Annotated in this window: 13 protein-coding genes; 7 read left to right on the top strand and 6 right to left on the bottom strand. The window is 71.3% G+C overall.

Going from position 1 to position 18,594, the window contains the following annotated elements; all coding sequences use genetic code 11:
• Positions 1-32: 32 nt before the first annotated feature.
• Positions 33-2,033 (bottom strand): calcium-binding protein, encoded by a 2,001-nt coding sequence (locus ACFULQ_RS43790; protein WP_383555873.1) that lies wholly within the window; start codon positions 2,031-2,033, stop codon positions 33-35.
• Positions 2,034-2,761: 728 nt separating this feature from the next.
• Positions 2,762-4,585: a phosphoenolpyruvate carboxykinase (GTP) gene (locus ACFULQ_RS43785; RefSeq protein ID WP_383555871.1), complete on the bottom strand. Its 1,824-nt coding sequence runs from the start codon at positions 4,583-4,585 to the stop codon at positions 2,762-2,764.
• A gap of 338 nt (positions 4,586-4,923) precedes the next feature.
• Between ACFULQ_RS43785 and ACFULQ_RS43780 the strand changes: the two genes are divergently transcribed.
• The 4 genes from ACFULQ_RS43780 to ACFULQ_RS43765 all read left to right on the top strand — a co-directional run bounded on the left by ACFULQ_RS43780 (position 4,924) and on the right by ACFULQ_RS43765 (position 8,699).
• A complete protein-coding gene (locus ACFULQ_RS43780; RefSeq protein WP_383555867.1) occupies positions 4,924-5,637 on the top strand; it encodes a hemolysin III family protein in 714 nt (237 codons plus the stop codon).
• 102 nt (positions 5,638-5,739) lie between these two features.
• Positions 5,740-7,293: a DHA2 family efflux MFS transporter permease subunit gene (locus ACFULQ_RS43775; RefSeq protein WP_383555864.1), complete on the top strand. Its 1,554-nt coding sequence runs from the start codon at positions 5,740-5,742 to the stop codon at positions 7,291-7,293.
• On the top strand, positions 7,290-7,928 hold the full coding sequence (locus ACFULQ_RS43770) for a TetR/AcrR family transcriptional regulator (protein ID WP_383555861.1): 639 nt from the start codon (positions 7,290-7,292) through the stop codon (positions 7,926-7,928). Before ACFULQ_RS43775 ends, ACFULQ_RS43770 begins: the two co-directional genes overlap by 4 nt.
• A 33-nt stretch (positions 7,929-7,961) precedes the next feature.
• Positions 7,962-8,699, top strand: coding sequence for a Mut7-C RNAse domain-containing protein (locus ACFULQ_RS43765; protein ID WP_383555858.1), 738 nt, complete (start codon positions 7,962-7,964; stop codon positions 8,697-8,699).
• A 190-nt stretch (positions 8,700-8,889) separates the two neighbouring features.
• Here the strand turns inward: ACFULQ_RS43765 and ACFULQ_RS43760 are convergent, their stop codons facing one another.
• Complete coding sequence (locus ACFULQ_RS43760) at positions 8,890-10,935, bottom strand: thioredoxin domain-containing protein (protein WP_383555855.1); 2,046 nt, start codon at positions 10,933-10,935, stop codon at positions 8,890-8,892.
• Between the two features lie 84 nt (positions 10,936-11,019).
• Positions 11,020-12,258 (bottom strand): recombinase family protein, encoded by a 1,239-nt coding sequence (locus tag ACFULQ_RS43755; protein WP_383555852.1) that lies wholly within the window; start codon positions 12,256-12,258, stop codon positions 11,020-11,022.
• A 195-nt stretch (positions 12,259-12,453) separates the two neighbouring features.
• On the opposite strand from ACFULQ_RS43755, the gene ACFULQ_RS43750 reads away from it, so the two are divergent.
• Positions 12,454-15,660 carry a tetratricopeptide repeat protein gene (locus ACFULQ_RS43750; protein ID WP_383555849.1) on the top strand — a complete coding sequence of 1,069 codons (3,207 nt, stop codon included), beginning with the start codon at positions 12,454-12,456 and terminating at the stop codon, positions 15,658-15,660.
• A gap of 530 nt (positions 15,661-16,190) precedes the next feature.
• On the opposite strand, the gene ACFULQ_RS43745 is transcribed toward ACFULQ_RS43750, so the two are convergent.
• Together ACFULQ_RS43745 and mca are read right to left on the bottom strand one after the other, a co-directional pair.
• Positions 16,191-16,493, bottom strand: coding sequence for a hypothetical protein (locus ACFULQ_RS43745; RefSeq protein ID WP_383555847.1), 303 nt, complete (start codon positions 16,491-16,493; stop codon positions 16,191-16,193).
• Entirely contained in the window at positions 16,486-17,346 is an 861-nt protein-coding gene (mca, locus tag ACFULQ_RS43740; RefSeq protein ID WP_383555875.1) for a mycothiol conjugate amidase Mca, read from the bottom strand. The genes ACFULQ_RS43745 and mca overlap by 8 nt, the downstream gene beginning before the upstream one ends.
• A gap of 136 nt (positions 17,347-17,482) precedes the next feature.
• Here mca and ACFULQ_RS43735 point away from each other — a divergent pair, with 136 nt between their 5' ends.
• Complete coding sequence (locus ACFULQ_RS43735; RefSeq protein ID WP_383555844.1) at positions 17,483-17,881, top strand: DUF4307 domain-containing protein; 399 nt, start codon at positions 17,483-17,485, stop codon at positions 17,879-17,881.
• A gap of 167 nt (positions 17,882-18,048) precedes the next feature.
• On the top strand, positions 18,049-18,549 hold the full coding sequence (gene greA / locus ACFULQ_RS43730; protein WP_330264744.1) for a transcription elongation factor GreA: 501 nt from the start codon (positions 18,049-18,051) through the stop codon (positions 18,547-18,549).
• Positions 18,550-18,594: the final 45 nt, after the last annotated feature.

The raw sequence follows: 18,594 nt of genomic DNA, 5'->3' as shown, positions 1-18,594 counted from the left end.
GTATCTGGAGGACCGGGGCGGGCAGCACGGGGTCAGGGGCAGCTGACGCGGACGTCGCCCGGGTCGGTCGTACAGGTGTCGGTGTCGGGGCCGCCGTTGGCGGTGTCGTTGCCGGAGACGCTGTCGACGGTGTTGAGGTTGTCGGTGCCGTAGTTGCCGGTCAGGGTGTCGTTGCCGGGGCCGGCGACCAGGGTGTCGTTGCCGAGGCCGCCGTCCACGCGGTCGTTGCCGTAGCCGGCGTGCACGGTGTCGTTGCCGGAGCCCGCGTTGACGGTGTCGTCGCCGCTGAGGGCGCAGATCGCGTCGTTGCCGGAGGTGCCGGTGATGCTGTCGTTGCCGCTGGTGCCGATGCGGGTGCAGCCGCGGGCGTTGTTGACCGTGGAGGTCACCGCGGCGGTGTTGTTCGCCGTGGCCGGGTCGCTCTGGCCGCCGGTGACCGTGGCGCGCTCGGTGAGGACGCCGGTGGCGCGGGGTTCGGCGACGACGGTGACGGTGGCCTTGGCCCCGGCGGCGAGGGTGCCGAGGGCGCAGGTCACGGCGGTGGTGCAGGTGCCCTGGGAGGGGGTCGCCGAGATCACCGTGCCGGGCGGGCCGGTGAAGGTGTCGGTGAGGGAGACTCCGGTGGCGTTGGTGGTGGTGCTGTTGTTGGTGACCGTGACGGTGTAGGTGGCCCGGTCGCCGATGCTGACCGTGCCGGGTCCCGTCTTGGTCACCGACAGGTCCACACCGGCCGGGGGCGGCGGGAGGGTGCCGCCGCCGAGGAAGCGGGCCAGCGCGAGGCCGCTGTCGGGTCCGCCCCGGCCCGCGGCGACGATCTTCCCGTCGGGCTGGAGGGCCACGCCACGGGCGCTGTCGGCGCCGCCGAAGTCCGCGCCGGCGGTGCCGCCGGTGCCGAAGGCGGTGTCCTGGCCGCCGTCGGGGTTGTAGCGCTGGACGGCGAAGTCGCCCGGGCCGCCGCCTCCGGCGAGGACGATCCGGCCGTCGCCCGGCTGGAGCGCCAGGTCCCAGACCCCGACGCCGCCCGGGACGACCTTGCCGTCGCCGTCGAAGCCGGTGTCGAGGGAGCCGCCCGGGTTGTAGCGGGCCAGGCTGTTGCCGCCCGCGGCGACGATCTTTCCGTCCTGCTGGATCGCGAGGGCCTCCACGGCCTCGTAGTCGCCGAAGTCGGTGCGCACGATGCCGTCGCCGTCGAAGCTCGTGTCCACGCTGCCGTCGGTGTTGAAGCGCATCAGGGCGAAGTCGAAGCGGGTCGAGCCGACCTCGCCGCCGACGACGATCTTCCCGTCGGGCTGGAGCGCCAGGGCCCGCCCGTCGCCGCCCTCCTGGAGGTTCGGTCCTGCGGGGTTGGCGGTCACGGTGCCGTCGCCGCCGAAGGTGGTGTCGGGGGTGCCGTCGCCGTTGAGGCGGAGCACGGCCATCTCGCCGCCGGTGTAGCCGGCCGCGACGATCCGGCCGGAGGAGTCGATCGCCACGTCGCGGGCCTCGGTGGGGCCGGGGATGTCGGCGAAGTACCTGCCGTCACCGCTGAAGCCGTTGTCCAGGCTGCCGTCGGTGTTGTAGCGGGCCACCACGAACCAGCAGCAGTCCTCGTACTCGCGCCAGCTATAGCCCGCCACGACGATCTTGCCGTCGGGCTGGAGCGCCACGGCGTTGGCCTCGCTCCACTGGAGGCCCGGGTTCATGTTGTTGATGGCGGTGGTCACCGTGCCGCCGTCGCCGAAACCGGTGTCGGGGGTGCCGTCGGGGTTGTGGCGGGTCAGCGCCCAGCGGGCCTCCGTCACGGAGTTGTCGGCGGAGGTGCCGACGGAGACGATCTTCCCGTCGGACTGCACCGCCACGTCGTTGGCCTGGTCGTCGTCGGCGAGCCGGGTGAGCACCTTGCCGTCACCGCTGAAGGAGGTGTCCAGGTCACCCGGGGCGGCGGCGGCACTGCCGGGAAGGGCCAGGATGAGCGCGAGAACGGCCGCCGCGACGGCACCGCCCCGAACCAGGAGAGACCGGCGCCGCACCGGTCTGAGATGAGCTGTGAACATGCCCGCCAGCCTCCAGACGCGCATGCCCCTGGCGCCCCGCCACGACCACGATTGCCCTCACCGGACGCAGGAATCCATCCTGGTGGGTGAGGGGGTGGGAGTGGGAGGGGGCGCACGAGGTCGACGGGGGTGCTGTTCGACCTGAGGCACATCTCGTCCCCGGCACAGCTCAGCAGGTTGGACGGGGCCGGCGTCCGTGCTTGCGGCACAGCCCCGAACGTGCGGCGGGACCCGCGTCACTGCGACACACACAGCCCCGCCGATACGACAGACGCAGTCCCGCAGGTGGAACAGGGCTCGCGCCGAGTTACCGGCACAGCCGCGCCCATACGACCGACGCACGCCCGCAGGCGGCACAGGGCTCGCGCCGAAGTCACCGGCACAGCCCCGCCCATACGACCGACGCACGCCCGCAGGCGGCACAGGGCTCGCGCCGAAGTCACCGGCACAGCCCCGCCCATACGACCGACGCACGCCCGCAGGCGGCACAGGGCTCGCGCCGAAGTCACCGGCACAGCCCCGCCCATACGACCGACGCACGCCCGCACGTGGGCCGGGACCCACCCCGACGCACCCGGGCCCAGCCCCGCAGGGAAGCGGCAGCACGCCCCGCACGCCATTGTGCGGGGCCGGTTCGTGACTACTGTGCCGCCGCCCGCGGCCGGCCCGTGACGATCACGGGTCAGGGCTCCCATCGGGGCCGGCCGCGGGGGTATGAGAGGGGGACCTCAGCCCAGGCGCTCGACCAGCGCGCGGTACTCGTCCCACAGTTCCTTCGGCGTGTGGTCACCGAAGGTGTTGAGGTGCTCGGGGATCAGCGACGCCTCCTCCCGCCACACCTCCTTGTCGACCGTGAGCAGAAACTCCAGGTCGGACTCGGCCAGTTCGAGACCCTTGGTGTCGAGCGCCGCAGGCGTCGGCAGCACGCCGATCGGGGTCTGGACACCCTCCGCCTTGCCCTCCAGCCGCTCCACGATCCACTTCAGGACCCGGCTGTTCTCACCGAACCCGGGCCACACGAACTTGCCCTCGTCGTTCTTCCGGAACCAGTTGACGTAGTAGATCTTCGGCAGCTTGGACTGGTCCTTGTCCTTGGCCACGTCGACCCAGTGCCCCATGTAGTCGCCCATGTTGTAGCCGCAGAACGGCAGCATGGCGAAGGGGTCCCGGCGCAGCTCGCCGACCTTGCCCTCGGCGGCGGCGGTCTTCTCGGAGGCCACGTTGGCGCCCAGGAAGACACCGTGGTTCCAGTCGAAGGACTCCGTCACCAGCGGCACCGCCGACGCGCGCCGCCCGCCGAACAGGATCGCCGAGATCGGCACCCCGCGCGGGTCCTCCCACTCGGGCGCGATGATCGGGCACTGCGAGGCGGGGACGGTGAAGCGGGCGTTGGGGTGCGCGGCCGGGCTCTGGGAGGACGGAGTCCAGTCGTTGCCCTTCCAGTCGGTGAGGTGCGCCGGAGTCTCCTCCGTCATCCCCTCCCACCAGATGTCGTTGTCGTCCGTCAACGCCACGTTGGTGAAGACGGAGTTGCCCCACAGCGTCTTCATCGCGTTGGCGTTGGTGTGCTCACCGGTGCCGGGCGCCACGCCGAAGAAGCCGGCCTCGGGGTTGATCGCGTAGAGGCGCCCGTCCTCACCGAACCGCATCCAGGCGATGTCGTCGCCGATGGTCTCGACGGTCCACCCGGAGATCGTGGGCTCCAGCATGGCGAGGTTGGTCTTGCCGCAGGCCGAGGGGAAGGCCGCCGCCACGTACTTGGACTCGCCCTGCGGAGGCGTGAGCTTGAGGATCAGCATGTGCTCGGCCAGCCAGCCCTCGTCCCGGGCCATCACCGACGCGATCCGCAGCGCGTAGCACTTCTTGCCGAGCAGGGCGTTGCCGCCGTAGCCGGAGCCGTAGGACCAGATCTCGCGGGACTCCGGGAAGTGCGAGATGTACTTGGTGGAGTTGCACGGCCAGGGGACGTCCGCCTCACCCTCGGCCAGCGGGGCGCCCAGCGTGTGGACGGCCTTGACGAAGAACCCGTCGGAGCCGAGCTCGTCGAGGACCGGCTGTCCCATGCGGGTCATGGTGCGCATGGAGACCGCGACATAGGCGGAGTCGGTGATCTCGACACCGATCGCGGAGAGGTCCGAGCCGAGGGGGCCCATGCAGAACGGGACGACGTACATCGTCCGGCCCTTCATGGAGCCGCGGAAGACGCCCTTCTCCCCCGCGAAGATCTCCCGCATCTCGGCGGGAGCCTTCCAGTGGTTCGTCGGGCCCGCGTCCTCCTCCTTCTCGGAACAGATGAAGGTGCGGTCCTCGACGCGCGCGACGTCGGTCGGGTCGGAGGCCGCGTAGTACGAGTTGGGGCGTTTGATCGGGTCGAGCTTCTTGAAGGTGCCCTTCGCGACGAGCTCCTCGCACAGGCGCTCGTACTCCGCTTCGGATCCGTCACACCAGACCACGCTGTCCGGCTGGGTCAGTTCGGCGATCTCGTTCACCCACGAGATCAGTTCCTTGTGCTGGGTGGGGATGACGGGGGGAGCCGCGATGTCGCGCGCCACGATTGCTCCTAGATGAGGGATTTTTTGTTTGGAGGCCCCGTGGGGGCTGCGGCCCGGATGCATCTCGCGCCATTCGGTGGTGACCTTGGCGCTCATCCGGTGCCGACCGCACTCATTTGATCATCCGACTAGAGTGCCCATCTGTCCAGAGGGCATCACAGGTGAGCGGAGTGAGGATCGCCACGCTCCCGATGGACACAGCGCGTTTATTTGCGTGCACTTAGCGTTCAGCTGACCGCTTCTTTACTGCTCAACTCCCGTGAGATGATGGCCACTCTCGGCCGTTCCTCATCCCGCACTCATGCGTAACTTACGGTTCCGTAGGTACGATGCCGGGCATGACGCCGCCCGCCCACGACGCCGAAGCGCCTTCCCTGCCGCACCAGATCAAGCAGCACGCCCAGCAGCTCGCCGAGCCGATCAAGCCCAAGCTGCGCGGCTGGCTGCATCTCGGCATGTTTCCGGCCGTTCTCATCGCAGGACTGGTCCTCACCGCCCTCGCCGACTCCACCAGAGGCCGCATCGCCTGCGGGATCTTCGCCCTGACGGCCTGCCTGCTCTTCGGCGTCAGCGCGCTGTACCACCGGGGCAACTGGACCCCCCGCATGGACGGCGTCCTGCGCCGACTGGATCACGCCAACATCTTCCTGATCATCGCCGGCACCTACACCCCGCTGACGATGCTGCTCCTCCCGGGCGCCAAGGGTCAGTGGCTGCTCTGGGGCATCTGGGGCGCCGCGCTGGCCGGCATCGTCTTCCGGGTCTTCTGGGTCGGAGCCCCGCGCTGGCTCTACACCCCCTGCTACATCGCGATGGGCTGGGCAGCCGTCTTCTTCCTGCCGGACTTCATGCGCACGGGCGGCATCGCGGTCCTCGTCCTGGTCATCGTGGGCGGCCTGCTCTACAGCGCGGGCGGCGTGATCTACGGCATCAAGCGACCGAACCCGTCACCGCGCTACTTCGGCTTCCACGAGGTCTTCCACTCGTTCACGCTCGCCGCGTTCGTCGTCCACTACGTCGGCATCTCACTGGTGGCGTACCAGCACGCATAACCTCACTCCCCGCCTTTCGAGGGCCACGGCTTGACGCCGTGGCCCTTTTTGCATGCCGAAATCGATTGACACTCCCTAGCTTTTGAGAGTTACTCTCATTTCATGGACACTCTCACTCCAGCTCCTCCAGACCCGCGCCGCTGGTGGGCCCTGGCCGCCCTCGTCGCGAGCATGCTGACGCTCGGCTTCGACCTGACGATCCTCAACGTGGCGCTGCCGACCATGGCCGCCGACCTCGACGCCGGCACCGGCGCCCAGCAGTGGATGGCGGACGCGTACGTCGTCGTCTTCGCGGCCCTGATGCTCCCCGCCGGCCTCCTCGGCGACCGCTTCGGCAGGCGCCGGATGCTGATCACCGGACTCGGGATCTTCCTCGCCGGCTCCCTGATCGGCGCCCTGGCAGGCGACGTGAACGCGGTGATCGCCGCCCGCGCGGTGATGGGCGTCGGCGGCGCCCTCGTCACCCCGCTCGCGCTCTCCGTCCTGCCCACGCTCTTCGCCCCCGACGAGCGCACCAAGGCCGTCGGCATCGTCTCCGCCGCCTCCGCGCTCGGCCTGCCGCTCGGCCCGATCATCGGCGGCTGGCTGCTGAACCACTTCTGGTGGGGCTCGGTCTTCCTGGTCAACGTCCCGATGGCCGCCCTCGGCATCGCCGCCTGCGTCTTCCTGCTCCCCGAGACCCGCGACCCCGCCTCCCCCAGGGTCGACGCCCTCTCCACCGCGCTCACCGTCACCGGCCTCGGCGCCCTGGTCTACGCGATCATCGAGGCACCCACCCGCGGCTGGGGCGACCCGCTCGTGCTCGGCATGCTCGCCGGGTCCGCCCTGCTGATCGCCGCCCTGGTGGTGCGCGAACGCCGGGTCCAGCGCCCCATGCTCGACATGACCCTGCTCACCCACCGCGGCTTCCTGCTCAACACCGTCGCCGCGACCCTGGTGAACTTCATCCTCTCCGGCCTGCTGTTCGTGCTCCCGCCCTTCCTCCAGGCCGTCCTCGGCCACGACGCCCTCGGCACCGGCGTCCGCCTGCTGCCGATGATGGGCGGACTGCTGCTCGCCTCCCGCCTCGCCCCGAAGGTCGTCGCCCGCTTCGGCGCCCGCGCCACCGTGAGCGCCGGCCTGGTGGTCCTGGCCTTCGCCGGGATCCTGGGCAGCCGTACGACCATCGACTCCGGCTACGGCTTCGTCGCACTGTGGCTCTCCCTCACCGGATTCGGCTTCGGCCTCGCCCTCATCCCCGCCATGAACGGCGGCCTCAGCGCCCTGCCCCGCGACCGGGCCGGCAGCGGCGCCGGACTGCTGATGACCATGCGCCAGGTCGGCGGCGCGATCGGCATCGCCCTGCTCGGCAGCCTGCTCGCGGCCGGCTTCCGGGACCGCCTCGACGTCACCGGGCTGCCTCCGGGGGCCGCGGACACCGCCGGCGAGTCGGTGGTCGCCGCGCACCTCGTCGCCCAGCGGACCGGCTCGGCCGACCTGCTGGCCTCGGCGAACAGCGCGTACGTCCACGGCATGGGCGTCGTCCTGCTCGTCTGCGGGATCGCGGCCCTCGTCGCCGCCCTGCTCGCCGCGGCCTTCCTGCCGGCCACACCCCGTCCCACCGAGACCTCCACCGCCCCGGACATGGCTGCCGAGGAGGCCGATGCCCGACAATGACTCCCATGACACCGGCACGCTCCTTCCCCCTCTCCGACAGCCCCCAGCTGGGACTTCGCGAGCGGAAGAAGATCAAGACACGCACGGCGATCCGCGACGCGACCTACGCCCTGATCCGCGAACAGGGCTACGACGCCACCACCGTCGAGCAGATCGCCGAGCGTGCCGAGGTGTCGCCCTCCACGGTCTTCCGCTACTTCCCCACCAAGGAGGACATCGTCCTCACCGACGAGTACGACCCGATCCTGGTGCGGGAACTCCACGACCGGCCCGCCGACGAGCCGTGGATGGAGTCACTGCGGTACGTCATGCGCAAGGCCGTCGAGGTCGGGCTCACCGAGGATCAGGAGGCCACCCGGCTCCGCTCCCACCTCATGCTCCAGGTCCCCGCGGTACGCGCCCGGATGCTGGAGAGCATGTCCGTCACCGGCCGCATGCTCGGCGAGGCCGTCGCCGAGCGCACCGGCCGCCCCGGGGACAGCCTGGAGGTCCGGGTCTACACGATGTCCCTCATCGGCGGCCTCGCGGAGGTCTCCCTGTACTGGGCGGAGAACGACTTCCAGGACGACTTCGCCGACCTCATCGAGCGTGCCCTCACCGTCATCGAGCACGGCCTGCCCCCGAGAAAACCCTGAGGCCGGCGCCGTCCCGCATGACATCCTGACCGGGTGAGCGCACCGGAGATCCACATCCAATTCGCCCCCGAACTGGCCCTCTTCGTCCCGCACGGCCGCCGGAGCGGAGCCACCCCGCTCACCACCGACGGGGTCTCCTCCCTCGGCCACGTCGTCGAGTCGTCCGGCGTCCCGCTCACCGAGGTCGGCGCCCTGCGGGTCAACGGCCGCGAGGTCCCGAAGTCGTACGTCCCCGCCGCGGGCGACGCGGTGGAGGTCAGGCCCGTCACCCGCCCCCAACAGGTCCCCGGCGCACCCCTGCGCTTCCTCCTCGACGTCCACCTCGGCACCCTCGCCCGCCGGCTGCGCCTGCTCGGCGTGGACACGGCGTACGAGTCGACGGACATCGGCGACCCGGCCCTCGCCACCCGCTCCGCGACCGAGAAACGGGTCATGCTCAGCCGCGACCGGGGCCTCCTGCACCGCAGGGAGCTGTGGGCCGGCGCCTACGTCTACAGCACCCGCCCCGAAGACCAGCTCCACGACGTCCTGGACCGCTTCCGCCCCGACCTGCGCCCCTGGACCCGCTGCACCGCCTGCAACGGCCTGCTGCGCGCGGCCACCAGGGAGGAGGTGGCGGACCGGCTGGAGAGCGGCACCCACCGCTCGTACGACGTCTTCGCCCAGTGCGAGGAGTGCGGCAGGGCGTACTGGAAGGGCGCCCACCACGAACAGCTGGAGACGATCGTGGAGCACGCCTTGGCCGAGTTCCACGGCGGGGCGGACGCTTAGGGCCTGCGGCGAAGGGGCCTCGTCGCCGGAGGGCGGCCGCGCGGGGTTCGGCGTGCCGTTTGGGCCGGCGTTCGGCGTGGTGTTCGGCGTGGTGTTCGGCGCGGCGAGAGTGCCTGCCGGGCGTCGCTCGGCGGAGGGCCCGCGCGACAGGCCCTGAGGCCCTGACCGACAGGCCCCGACCGCCCAGCGCCTAACCGTCCAGCGCCCGGCCGCCCAGCGCCACCCGCAACGCCTCCGCGTCCGTCGTGGGCGCGTCACACGTGAAGTGCCGGCAGACGTACGCGGTGGCTTCGCCGGCGACGAGGATCCGGTCGGCGAGCAGCGGGAGTTCACCACTGTCCGGAGTCCCCACGGCGACCACCGCACCCGGCGCGTTGCCCAGAAGTGCCGTACGGTGCAGGTCCCTTGTCGCGCGGTCGGTCGGCGACGGCCCCACGACCGCGACCTCCCTCGGCCCGTCGAGGAACGCCTCCGCCACCGCCAGCCCCCACCCGATGAACCGCGGCACCCGGGGCCCGAGCGCCTTGACCACCCCGAGGGCCTGCTCCGCGGCGGCCCGATGGGGCTCGGCCCCGGTCTGCGCGGCGTAGGACAACAGCGCCCCGGCGGCGGCCGTCCACCCGGAGGGCACCGCGTTGTCGGTCGGATCCTGCGGCCGCCGGATCAGCCGCTCGGCGTCGGCGGCGGTGTCGAAGAGCGCCCCGCCCTCCCCCGTGAACCGGCTCAGCACATGGTCGAGCAGGAACCCGGCGAAGTCGAGCCAGACCCCCTCCCCGGTCACCGAGGCGAGCGCGAGGAACCCCTCGGCGACATCGGCGTAGTCCTCCAACACCCCGGCGTTGGCACCGACTTGGCCGTCCTTGCTGGTACGGGAGAGACGGGCCTGCTCGTCCAGATGCAGCCGTACGAGAAGATCGGCCGCCCCGAGCGCGGCGTCGACCAGGTCGGGACGGTCGAAGTAGGCGCCGGTCTCGGCGAGCGCGGCGATGGCGAGACCGTTCCACGCGGCGACGACCTTGTCGTCCCGGCCGGGGGCGGGCCGCAGCGCACGCGCGTCGAGCAGCCGCCGCCGGATCGACTCGATCCTCCCGGCGTCGAACACGGTGTCCTGCTGCGGGAGTTGCAGCACGGACTGCCCGTGCTCGAAGGTGCCCTCCTCGGTGACCCCGAAGTACCGCGCGGCCAGCTCGGCGTCCTCCTCCCCGAGCACCTCCCGCAACTGCTCCGGCGTCCATACGTAGTACGCGCCCTCGACGTGCCGGCCGCTCCCGTCGTCACTGTCGGCATCCAGCGCGGAGGCGAACCCGCCCTGCTCGGTGCGCAGTTCCCGCACCATGAAGTCGGCGGTGTCGAGCGCGACCTGCCGGGCGAGCTCGGACCCGGTGGCGCGCCAGAGGTGGGCGTAGACGCGGCACAAAAGGGCATTATCGTAGAGCATCTTCTCAAAATGCGGAATCGTCCACTCCCGATCGACCGAGTACCGTGCGAAACCGCCGCCGAGCTGGTCGTGGATGCCACCGCGGGCCATGCGCTCACAGGTGTCCTGGGCCATCTGGAGGGCGCCCTCGGCGCCGGTGCGGGCGTGGTGCCGCAGCAGGAACTCCACGACCATGGACGGCGGGAACTTCGGCGCCCCGCCGAATCCGCCGCGCTGCGGGTCGTACTCCCGCGTCAGCCCGAGCAGGGCCGCGGCGAGCTGCTCCTCACCGGGTGCCTGCGAGTCGCCGTAGGAGATCTCCCGCCCGGCGAGATCCCGCACGATCTTCCCGGCCACCTCGGCGACCTCGTCCCGCCGGTCGCTCCAGGCGGCCCGCACCCCCTCCAGCACCTGCCGGAAGGAGGGCATGCCCTGCCGGGGAGCGGGCGGAAAGTACGTCCCGAAGTAGAACGGCTCGGCCTCAGGTGTGAGAAACACGGTCATGGGCCACCCACCCTGCCCGGTGGCAGCCTGCACGGCCTCCATGTAGACGGCGTCCACATCGGGACGCTCCTCACGGTCGACCTTGATGTTGACGAAGTGCTCGTTCATGAAGGCTGCGACCACATCGTCCTCGAAGCTCTCCCGGGCGAGGACATGGCACCAGTGGCAACTCGAATAACCGACGCTGAGCAGCACCGGTACACCCCGCTCGCGCGCCTCCTCGAAGGCCTCGGCCGACCAGGGCCACCAGTCGACCGGGTTGTCGGCGTGCTGGAGGAGGTAGGGGGACGTCTCGTGGGCCAGTCGGTTCGGCATGTCCCCATCGTGCCCGACCGGCACCGACAGGTGACACATGGCCTGCCGCTCGGCCTGTCCCGCCTTCCGCGCCGCTCGATCCTCTCAACGCCAGACCGGCTCGACCCGTGAGAAGTCCCAGGTGTGATCGGTCTTCGCACCGGGGCGCACGAGACAGTGGGCGAGGGCGGATGCCACGATCTTCCGCTTCTCCTCGAGGGCCATGTCCGTCTGCCACCGCTGCCGCGTGTCCTTGGGGAGCCGGCCGCTTCGCCCCTCGTCGAAGAGCAGGCGTTCGAGGGCCGTGTCGGCCAGGGGCCCGCTGATGCTGCACCGTCTGCAGTCGCGGCAGGAGTACACGTAGGGGCTCTGCTTGCTCCGCCCCTTCTGGGCGCACAGGGAACCGCGGCACACCTCGCCGTCGGGCCCCTCCGCCCCGCACCGGAGAAAGCCCGTGCCGAGATGGCGGGGCACCGGCCGCGGACTGGCGGTGCGTCTGGGGGCACCGCTGCCTCGATGCATGAACAGACTGCCGGGTGAGAACGTCGAGCACACCGCCCGCCAGTCCTCGGGCGTCACGATGGGCTCCCACTGGCCGAGCACCGGCATCCCGGTGGCGGGATCAAGGAGAAGTTCGCCGCGGTTCGCCCGGTATCCGCACACCCTGGGCGCCGTCATGATCTGCGTGACGGTCTGGCCGTTGGGTCTGCCGCCCCGGGTGCCGGTGATCCCGAGCTCGCACCAGTCGCGTGCGATGGCCCGAACCGCTTTCCCGGAGATCCGCTCGCCCACCGCCCGAGCGACGAGTTCCGCCTCCTCGGGGTGAAGACCGATCCTGTCCTCCAGCCATCCGAAGGGCCGCGGCCCGCTGTGGGGCACGCCCTCGACAGCACGCGCCCAGTGCCAGTTCGTCAAGCGTCGGCTCCTGACCCGGGTCTCGGTGACGGCCGCGTCCAACGACCGCACCGCTTGCATCACACCCTCCCGCGAGTACGGGTCTCGGACGCCTTCCTGGTCAAGATGGATCCGGCCCGGCGCACCGGTCAGGGCTGCCAGAAACCGAGCCATGTCCTCGACCCGGCGATACAGCCGGTCGTCCGCCACACAGACGACCCCCGCGATGAGCCGGCCGCTGTCGGTGCGCCCGCGCACCAGGTCCACGATCATCCGCTCGAACCCGGGTCTCACCACGCCCTGCCTGGATGCGCTGCGGCCATTGTCGCTGTACGAGGCAACCACGACGCAGCCGTGTTCCCGCGCGGTTCGTTCGTTGATCCGCAGCTGATAGCGCACGCCGTGTCCGTCACGCTGCCGGTCGTCCTGCGATGTACGCGCGTAGGACACGACCGGAACCAGCCCGCCAGAGTCTTCCGCTTCACGACGCTTCACGACACCCCCGCATTCGATCACCTGCCCCACATCCGTGAAAACGAGCGAGCGGTCCTGAGGTCACATCGGATGATCGCCGCCCCCTCGCGCTTACGCCCGCCCCGAAGGACACTCATAGGCGAAGCCGTTGCCGCCGGAGGGGGAAGTGACATGCGGGACGCCCATCGGGCGGAAGCCGAACGGCTGTTGGTGCGGGCCGTGGAGGAGGAGGTGCGGCGTTCGGGCGGGCGGGTCGACGGGGTCGTACTGCTGTCGCGGGCCCGCGGATCGCTGGACGCGATGGCGCAGTCGGCCGCGGAGGAGTACGAGGCGTACACGCGCGCGCTGGACGAGGCGCAGGCCGGTCAGGTCAGCTTCGGGCAGCGGTACGCGAAGGAGGCGGCCGGAACTCCCCTGCTGGTGGCGGCGGTTGCCGCGGTCGCGGCGGCCGTCGCCGACCTCGCGCTCGGCACCGGCACGGGCACCGCGCTCGGCGCGGGCCTGGTCGTGGGGGTCGCGGGCGCGGCGGCGACCGTGGTGAAGGTGGCCGGCTCGCATCTGCCGGCCGCGCACCACCGGGCGGGCGCGTTCGGCCAGCCCGGCGGTCCGGAGCAGTTGCGGCTCCAGTGGCTGACCGCCCTGGAGGTGCGGGGCATCCGGCCCTTCCTCGACCAGCAGCGGGTGCTGAGCGCGTCCACCGGCCCGAAGAAGGCGGGCGGTCCGCGGCTGCGCGGCACCGACAAGAGCGCGGCGGCCCGCGGGCGGAGTGTGCTGGAGCAGTCGTTCGGCCAACTCCCGGAACGCGTCGGCAAGTTCGCCGACCGGCGGGCGGAGATGGGCCGCATCCGGCAGTGGGTGCAGGCCTCGCGCGCCACCACCGAGACCCGGCCGACGGTGGTCGTGCTGCACGGACCGCCCGGCAGCGGCCGTACGGCACTCGCGGTCCGCGCGGCGCACGACCTCAAGGACTACTTCCGCGGCGCGTGCGTCGTGGACCTGCGCGGCGACAGCCCGGAGGAGCCCCCGCTGTCCACCCGGGACGCGCTGCTGCATCTGCTGAACCGGCTCGGCGCCCCGCGCGAGCAGCTGCTGTTCCGTGAGCGTTCCTCGCCGGACCAGCAGGTCAAGCGGCTGAGCGAGCTGTACCACCAGCATCTGGCCGGGCTGCCGGTGACGATCGTGCTGGACGACGCCTCGGACCCCGAGCAGGTCCGGGTCCTGGTCCCGGAGCGTTCCGACAGCCTGGTCCTGGTCACCGCGCGCGGTCCGCTCGACCTGCCGGGGGAGCTCGCCGCGCAGGTGCACCAACTGCCGGTGGAGGCCCTGGACGCGGCGGGCGCCGAGGAGCTCCTGGACGCGGCGGCCCAGTCCGCGCCCGGCCCGTACGACGCCCAATCGGCGGAGCTCATCAGGGAGTTGTGCGGCGGTCTGCCGCTGGCGCTGCGCATCGCGGGCTCGTCCCTCGGTCCGCGCTCGCCCCGCCAACTGGCCACGGATCTCAGCGCGTACGGCCCGGTGGAGCCCATCGAGCGTGTCCTGTGGCTGCGTTACACCGACCAGTCGGAGCCGGCCCGCCGGCTGCTGCGCCGGCTCGCGCTCGCGGGCCGGGCCTCGCTCGGTGCCGCCGCGGCGGCCGCGCTGCTGGCCACCGATGAGACGGAGGCGACCCGGCACCTGGTCGCGCTCACCCGTGCGGGCCTGATCGACAACGTCCGCGGCAGCCGTTACCGCGTCCACGACGTGGTGCGCGCGTTCGCCCAGGCCAGGCTCCTGGACGAGGAGGAGCCGGCCGAGCGCACGGCCGCGCAGGAGCGTCTGATCGTCAACTACGCCGATCTCGCCGACTCCGTGCTGCGGCTGGTGGACGGCAACATGTCGACCCGGTCGGACCGTTTCAGCCCGCACGGCTTCACCTCCCTGGACGAGGCGCTGCGCTGGCTGGACGACGAGTCGAGCTTCATCACGGCGGCACTGCGGCACGCGGAGGGCGTGAACCAGGGGGCGGTCCTGAACCTCCTGGGCGCGCTGTGCGACTACTGCCTGCTGCGCGGCGACCTCTACCGGCTGGGCGAGATCAGTGAGTTGGCGCAGGCGGTGGACCAGGGGCTGCTGGTCCGTTCGGTGCAGTGGCGCACCGGTATCGCCGCCCGTCAGCTGGGCGAACTGGACAAGGCGCGCACCACGCTGACCTCGGTGGTCGACCTCTACATGGAGGCCCATCACGACGCGGGCGCCGCGCGCGCCCTGTGCTCGCTGGGCATCACGCTGCACCACCAGGGCCAGTTGACGGAGGCGGCGGCGAGGCTGGAGGAGGCGCTGCGGCTCCAGTCCGTCCCCGAGCTGGCCACCGACCGGGCCTGGACGATGCACGCTCTGGCGGCCGTCGAGCGCGACCGCGGCCGGGTGGCGGACTCCCTGGACCTGCTCACCCGCTCCCTGGTCCTGCACCGCGCCGGCGAGTCCGTCCACGGCGAGGCCTGGGCCCACTTCCAGCTCGGCCAACTGAGCCTGCGCATGGGCGACATACCGCGCGCGGAGTCGGAACTGCGGACGGCGCTCGATCTGTACGGCCGTACCCGTGACGCCCGTGGCGAGGCGTGGGCGCTGACCCAGCTGGCCCGGGCCCGGCTGGTGGCCGGGGACCCGTCGGCGGCGGTGGACGGTCTGCGCCAGGCGGCCTCCCGCCACCGCGACAACGAGGACGCGCGGGGCGAGGCGTGGACGGTGTACTACCTGGGGCAGGCGCTGGAGGAGACGGGCAACCTGGACCTCGCGGTCCGTGAGCTGGAGCGCTCCCGCACGATGTTCTCCCGCATGCGGGACGTCTACGGCCTGGCCTGCGCCCGGCACCACTCGGCCCGCGCCACCCGCGACCAGCGCGCCGCGCAGACCGGGTCCCTGCGCAACTCCGGCTTCGCCCGCCAGCTGCTGGTCGACGCCCGCGCCGATTTCCAGCGCATCGGCGTCGCCCACGGTGAGGCCTGGACCTGCCTGGAACTCGCGGTGGTCGACGCGGGCAACGGCCGTACGCCCCAGGCCCTCACCCTCTGCGAGGAGGCGACGGCCCTGTTCACCTCCTACGGCGACCGCCGCGGCGAGGACTGGTCCCGCTTCCTGCGCTGCACGCTGCTGCCGTATGCGGCGCCGGGCGGGGTGGAGGTGGGCTCGGCGGTGGCAGCGGAGGAACTCGCCGACCTCGCCCGCCACGGCCACGCCCACCGCGACGCCAAGCTGGACGAGTACGTCGAGGCCTACACCCTCCTCCTGGAACGCGGAGTGAACCTGGAGGCAGGCTGGCAGGCCTGGCGCCTGGGCATGGTCCCGAATCGGCATGCGCGGGAGGTGATGGGGGTCGCGGCAACGGCACCGTCCTCGTGAGGCCGGCTGAGATCTGACCGGGGGGCCGGTGCGGCGGGGGTGGGCGAGCCGGGGACGTCAGCCGGGGGGCGGGCGAGGTGGGCAGGCGGGGTGCGGTCGTGGCGGGGCCGGCGCGCTCCGCGAGGCGTCTGGCGCGTGGCGCGGCCGCACGTTTTACGCCGCGTTTGGTGATGGGCGCGGGACGGCGGGGTGAGGGATGCGGCGAGGCCGGGGTGCAGGCGCGCTCGGGGCGCGGTTACGGCGTGCCGTGGTCGGGCTCGGTCGTCGCGGGGCGGGCCCGCGGCGGGGGCGCGGCCCGGGGAATCCTGGCGCGGCCGTGGCGGGGGGGTACCCCCGGGGCCCTCTGCGCGCAGCTGCGGCCGTCCGCTGCCTGCTGCCTGCTGCCTGCTGCCTGCTGCCTGCTGCCTGCTGCCTGCTGCCTGCTGCCTGCTGCCTGCTGCCTGCTGCCTGCTGCCTGCTGCCTGCGAGGGTCGCGCAGCCGTCGGCGGGAGAGGGCGCCCTACGTGCCCCTCCCGCCGCGGTCGTGCCGGTCAGCCCTTGCCCGGTGAGGCCTCGCCGGACGGGCCCTCGGTGCTGCGGCCGGCCGTGCCCTGGGTGGCCGTCTCCTTGGCGGAGGCTCCGGTGTCGGAGGCGCCGTCGTCCGGGGACTCCTTGAAGTCGACCTTGTTCATGTGCTTGCTCATGGACTTCATCAGGGCCCACACCGCCAGGGCCATCGCCGCGAAGACGATGAAGCCGAGGACGCCGGGGGTGACCTTGTCCTCGTCGACCTCCTTGGCGAAGGTCACGACGTGGGTCATTGCCAGGCTTGCGCTTGCGCTCATGTCAGGCATTGTCGCGGATGCCCGCAAAGAGGTCGTCCTCGGGGAGGGAGGTATCGACGAGGGACTTGGCGAGCTCGTACTCCTCCGTCGGCCAGACCTCCTTCTGGATCTCCAGCGGGACCTTGAACCAGCCACCGTCGGGGTCGATCTGGGTGGCGTGCGCGATCAGGGCCTTGTCGCGGATCTCGAAGAACTCGGCGCACGGGACGTGCGTGGTCAGGGTGCGGTCCCGCATCGGCGAGTCCTCCCACCGCTTGAGCCAGTCCGCGTACGGCGACTCCAGCCCGCGCGCGATCAGCGCGTTGTGCAGGGCCTCGGTGCGGGGCCGGTTGAAGCCCTGGTTGTAGTACAGCTTCTGCGGCTGGTAGGCCGGGCCGTACTCGGCCTCCGGGTACTTCTCGGTGTCCGCCGCGCCCTCGAACGCCACCATCGAGATCTTGTGGGTCATGATGTGGTCGGGGTGCGGGTAGCCGCCGTTCTCGTCGTAGGTGGTGATCACCTGGGGACGGAAGGAACGGATCTGCCTGACCAGCTCGCCGGCCGCCCGGTCGACGTCCTCCAGGGCGAAGCAGCCCTCGGGCAGCGGCGGCAGCGGGTCGCCCTCCGGCAGGCCGGAATCGACGAAGCCGAGCCACTCCTGCTTGACGCCGAGGATCTCGCGGGCCTCGTCCATCTCCTTCTTGCGTACCTCGTGGATGTGCTCCTCGATGTACTTGTCGCCCTGGAGCTTCGGATTGAGGATGGAGCCGCGCTCCCCGCCCGTGCAGGTCACGACCAGCACGTCCACCCCCTCGGACACGTACTTCGCCATGGTGGCCGCGCCCTTGCTCGACTCGTCGTCGGGGTGGGCGTGCACGGCCATCAGTCGCAGCTGGTCAGTCAAGACTCAATCCTCGTAGGTCGGCGCCCCCGGTGTCTTCGGGCGCGAACGGCGGCTTCTATAGTGACCGAATCGGGGGGCGTTTCATTCCACGGTCTTGGTTTACCAGGAGACGATCATGAGCACGGCGAGCACTCAGCTGCCCGAGGGCCGCTACGGCCGTTCCTCGGACGAGCGCGCCGACCACAAGCTCAGGATCGCGGGCGCCGTGCTCGGCACCCTCCTGCTCGTGCTGATCGGTTACTTCGCCTATCACTACGTGGGCCAGAACAAGATCAGCGGCGAGGTGATCGCCTTCGACGCGAAGCCGTCCGCGGTCGAGGTGCATCTGGAGGTCCGCAAGGACTCCGGCGCCTCCGGCTACTGCACGGTCCGCTCCCAGTCGGCGGACGGCGCCGAGGTGGGCCGGGCGGACTTCCGCTTCGACGGCGACGCCACCCGCATCGACAAGCTCGTCACACTCCGTACGACGGCCCCGGGCACCACGGCCGAGCTGCTGGGCTGTCACGCCGACTGACGTCACCCCCGATACTCGACCCTGACCTGCGTCGACGTATTTCTGATGGCTTATGTCCTCCCCCTTTGGCCCGTGAATTGTTAGGCTCGTGGTTTCGCCCTTCCGTGAAGGAACATTCTTCTGGGTAGGGCGATGCTTTGTATTCCCAGTACCTACGAGGAGCACCTGTGACCCAGACCAGCGAAGACGTCACCTGGCTTACGCAGGAGGCGTACACCAAGCTCAAGGAAGAGCTGGCGTACCTGTCTGGTCCCGCGCGCGAGGAAGTCACCGCGAAGATCGCGGCCGCGCGCGAGGAGGGCGACCTGCGCGAGAACGGCGGGTACCACGCGGCCAAGGAAGAGCAGGGCAAGCAGGAGCTCCGCATCCGCCAGCTGACCCAGCTCCTGGAGAAGGCCAAGGTCGGCGAGGCTCCGGCGTCCGCGGACGGAACCGTGGCTCCCGGCATGGTCGTGACCATCGCCTTCGACGGCGACGAGGACGACACCATGACCTTCCTGCTCGCCTCCCGCGAGTACGCGAGCGCGGACGTCGAGACCTACTCGCCGCAGTCCCCGCTCGGCTCCGGCGTGATCGGCCACAAGGTCGGTGAGGACGCGGAGTACGAGCTGCCGAACGGCAAGAAGGCCTCCGTCACCATCCTCAAGGCCGAGCCCTACAGCGGCTGACCCCGCCGCCCTTCCGCCCTTGACCGGCCCCCGGCGCCCGCACGG

Source organism: Streptomyces sp. NPDC057253 (genome assembly GCF_042669125.1).
Classification (GTDB): domain Bacteria; phylum Actinomycetota; class Actinomycetes; order Streptomycetales; family Streptomycetaceae; genus Streptomyces.
This window is presented reverse-complemented; position numbering and strand designations above follow the sequence as displayed.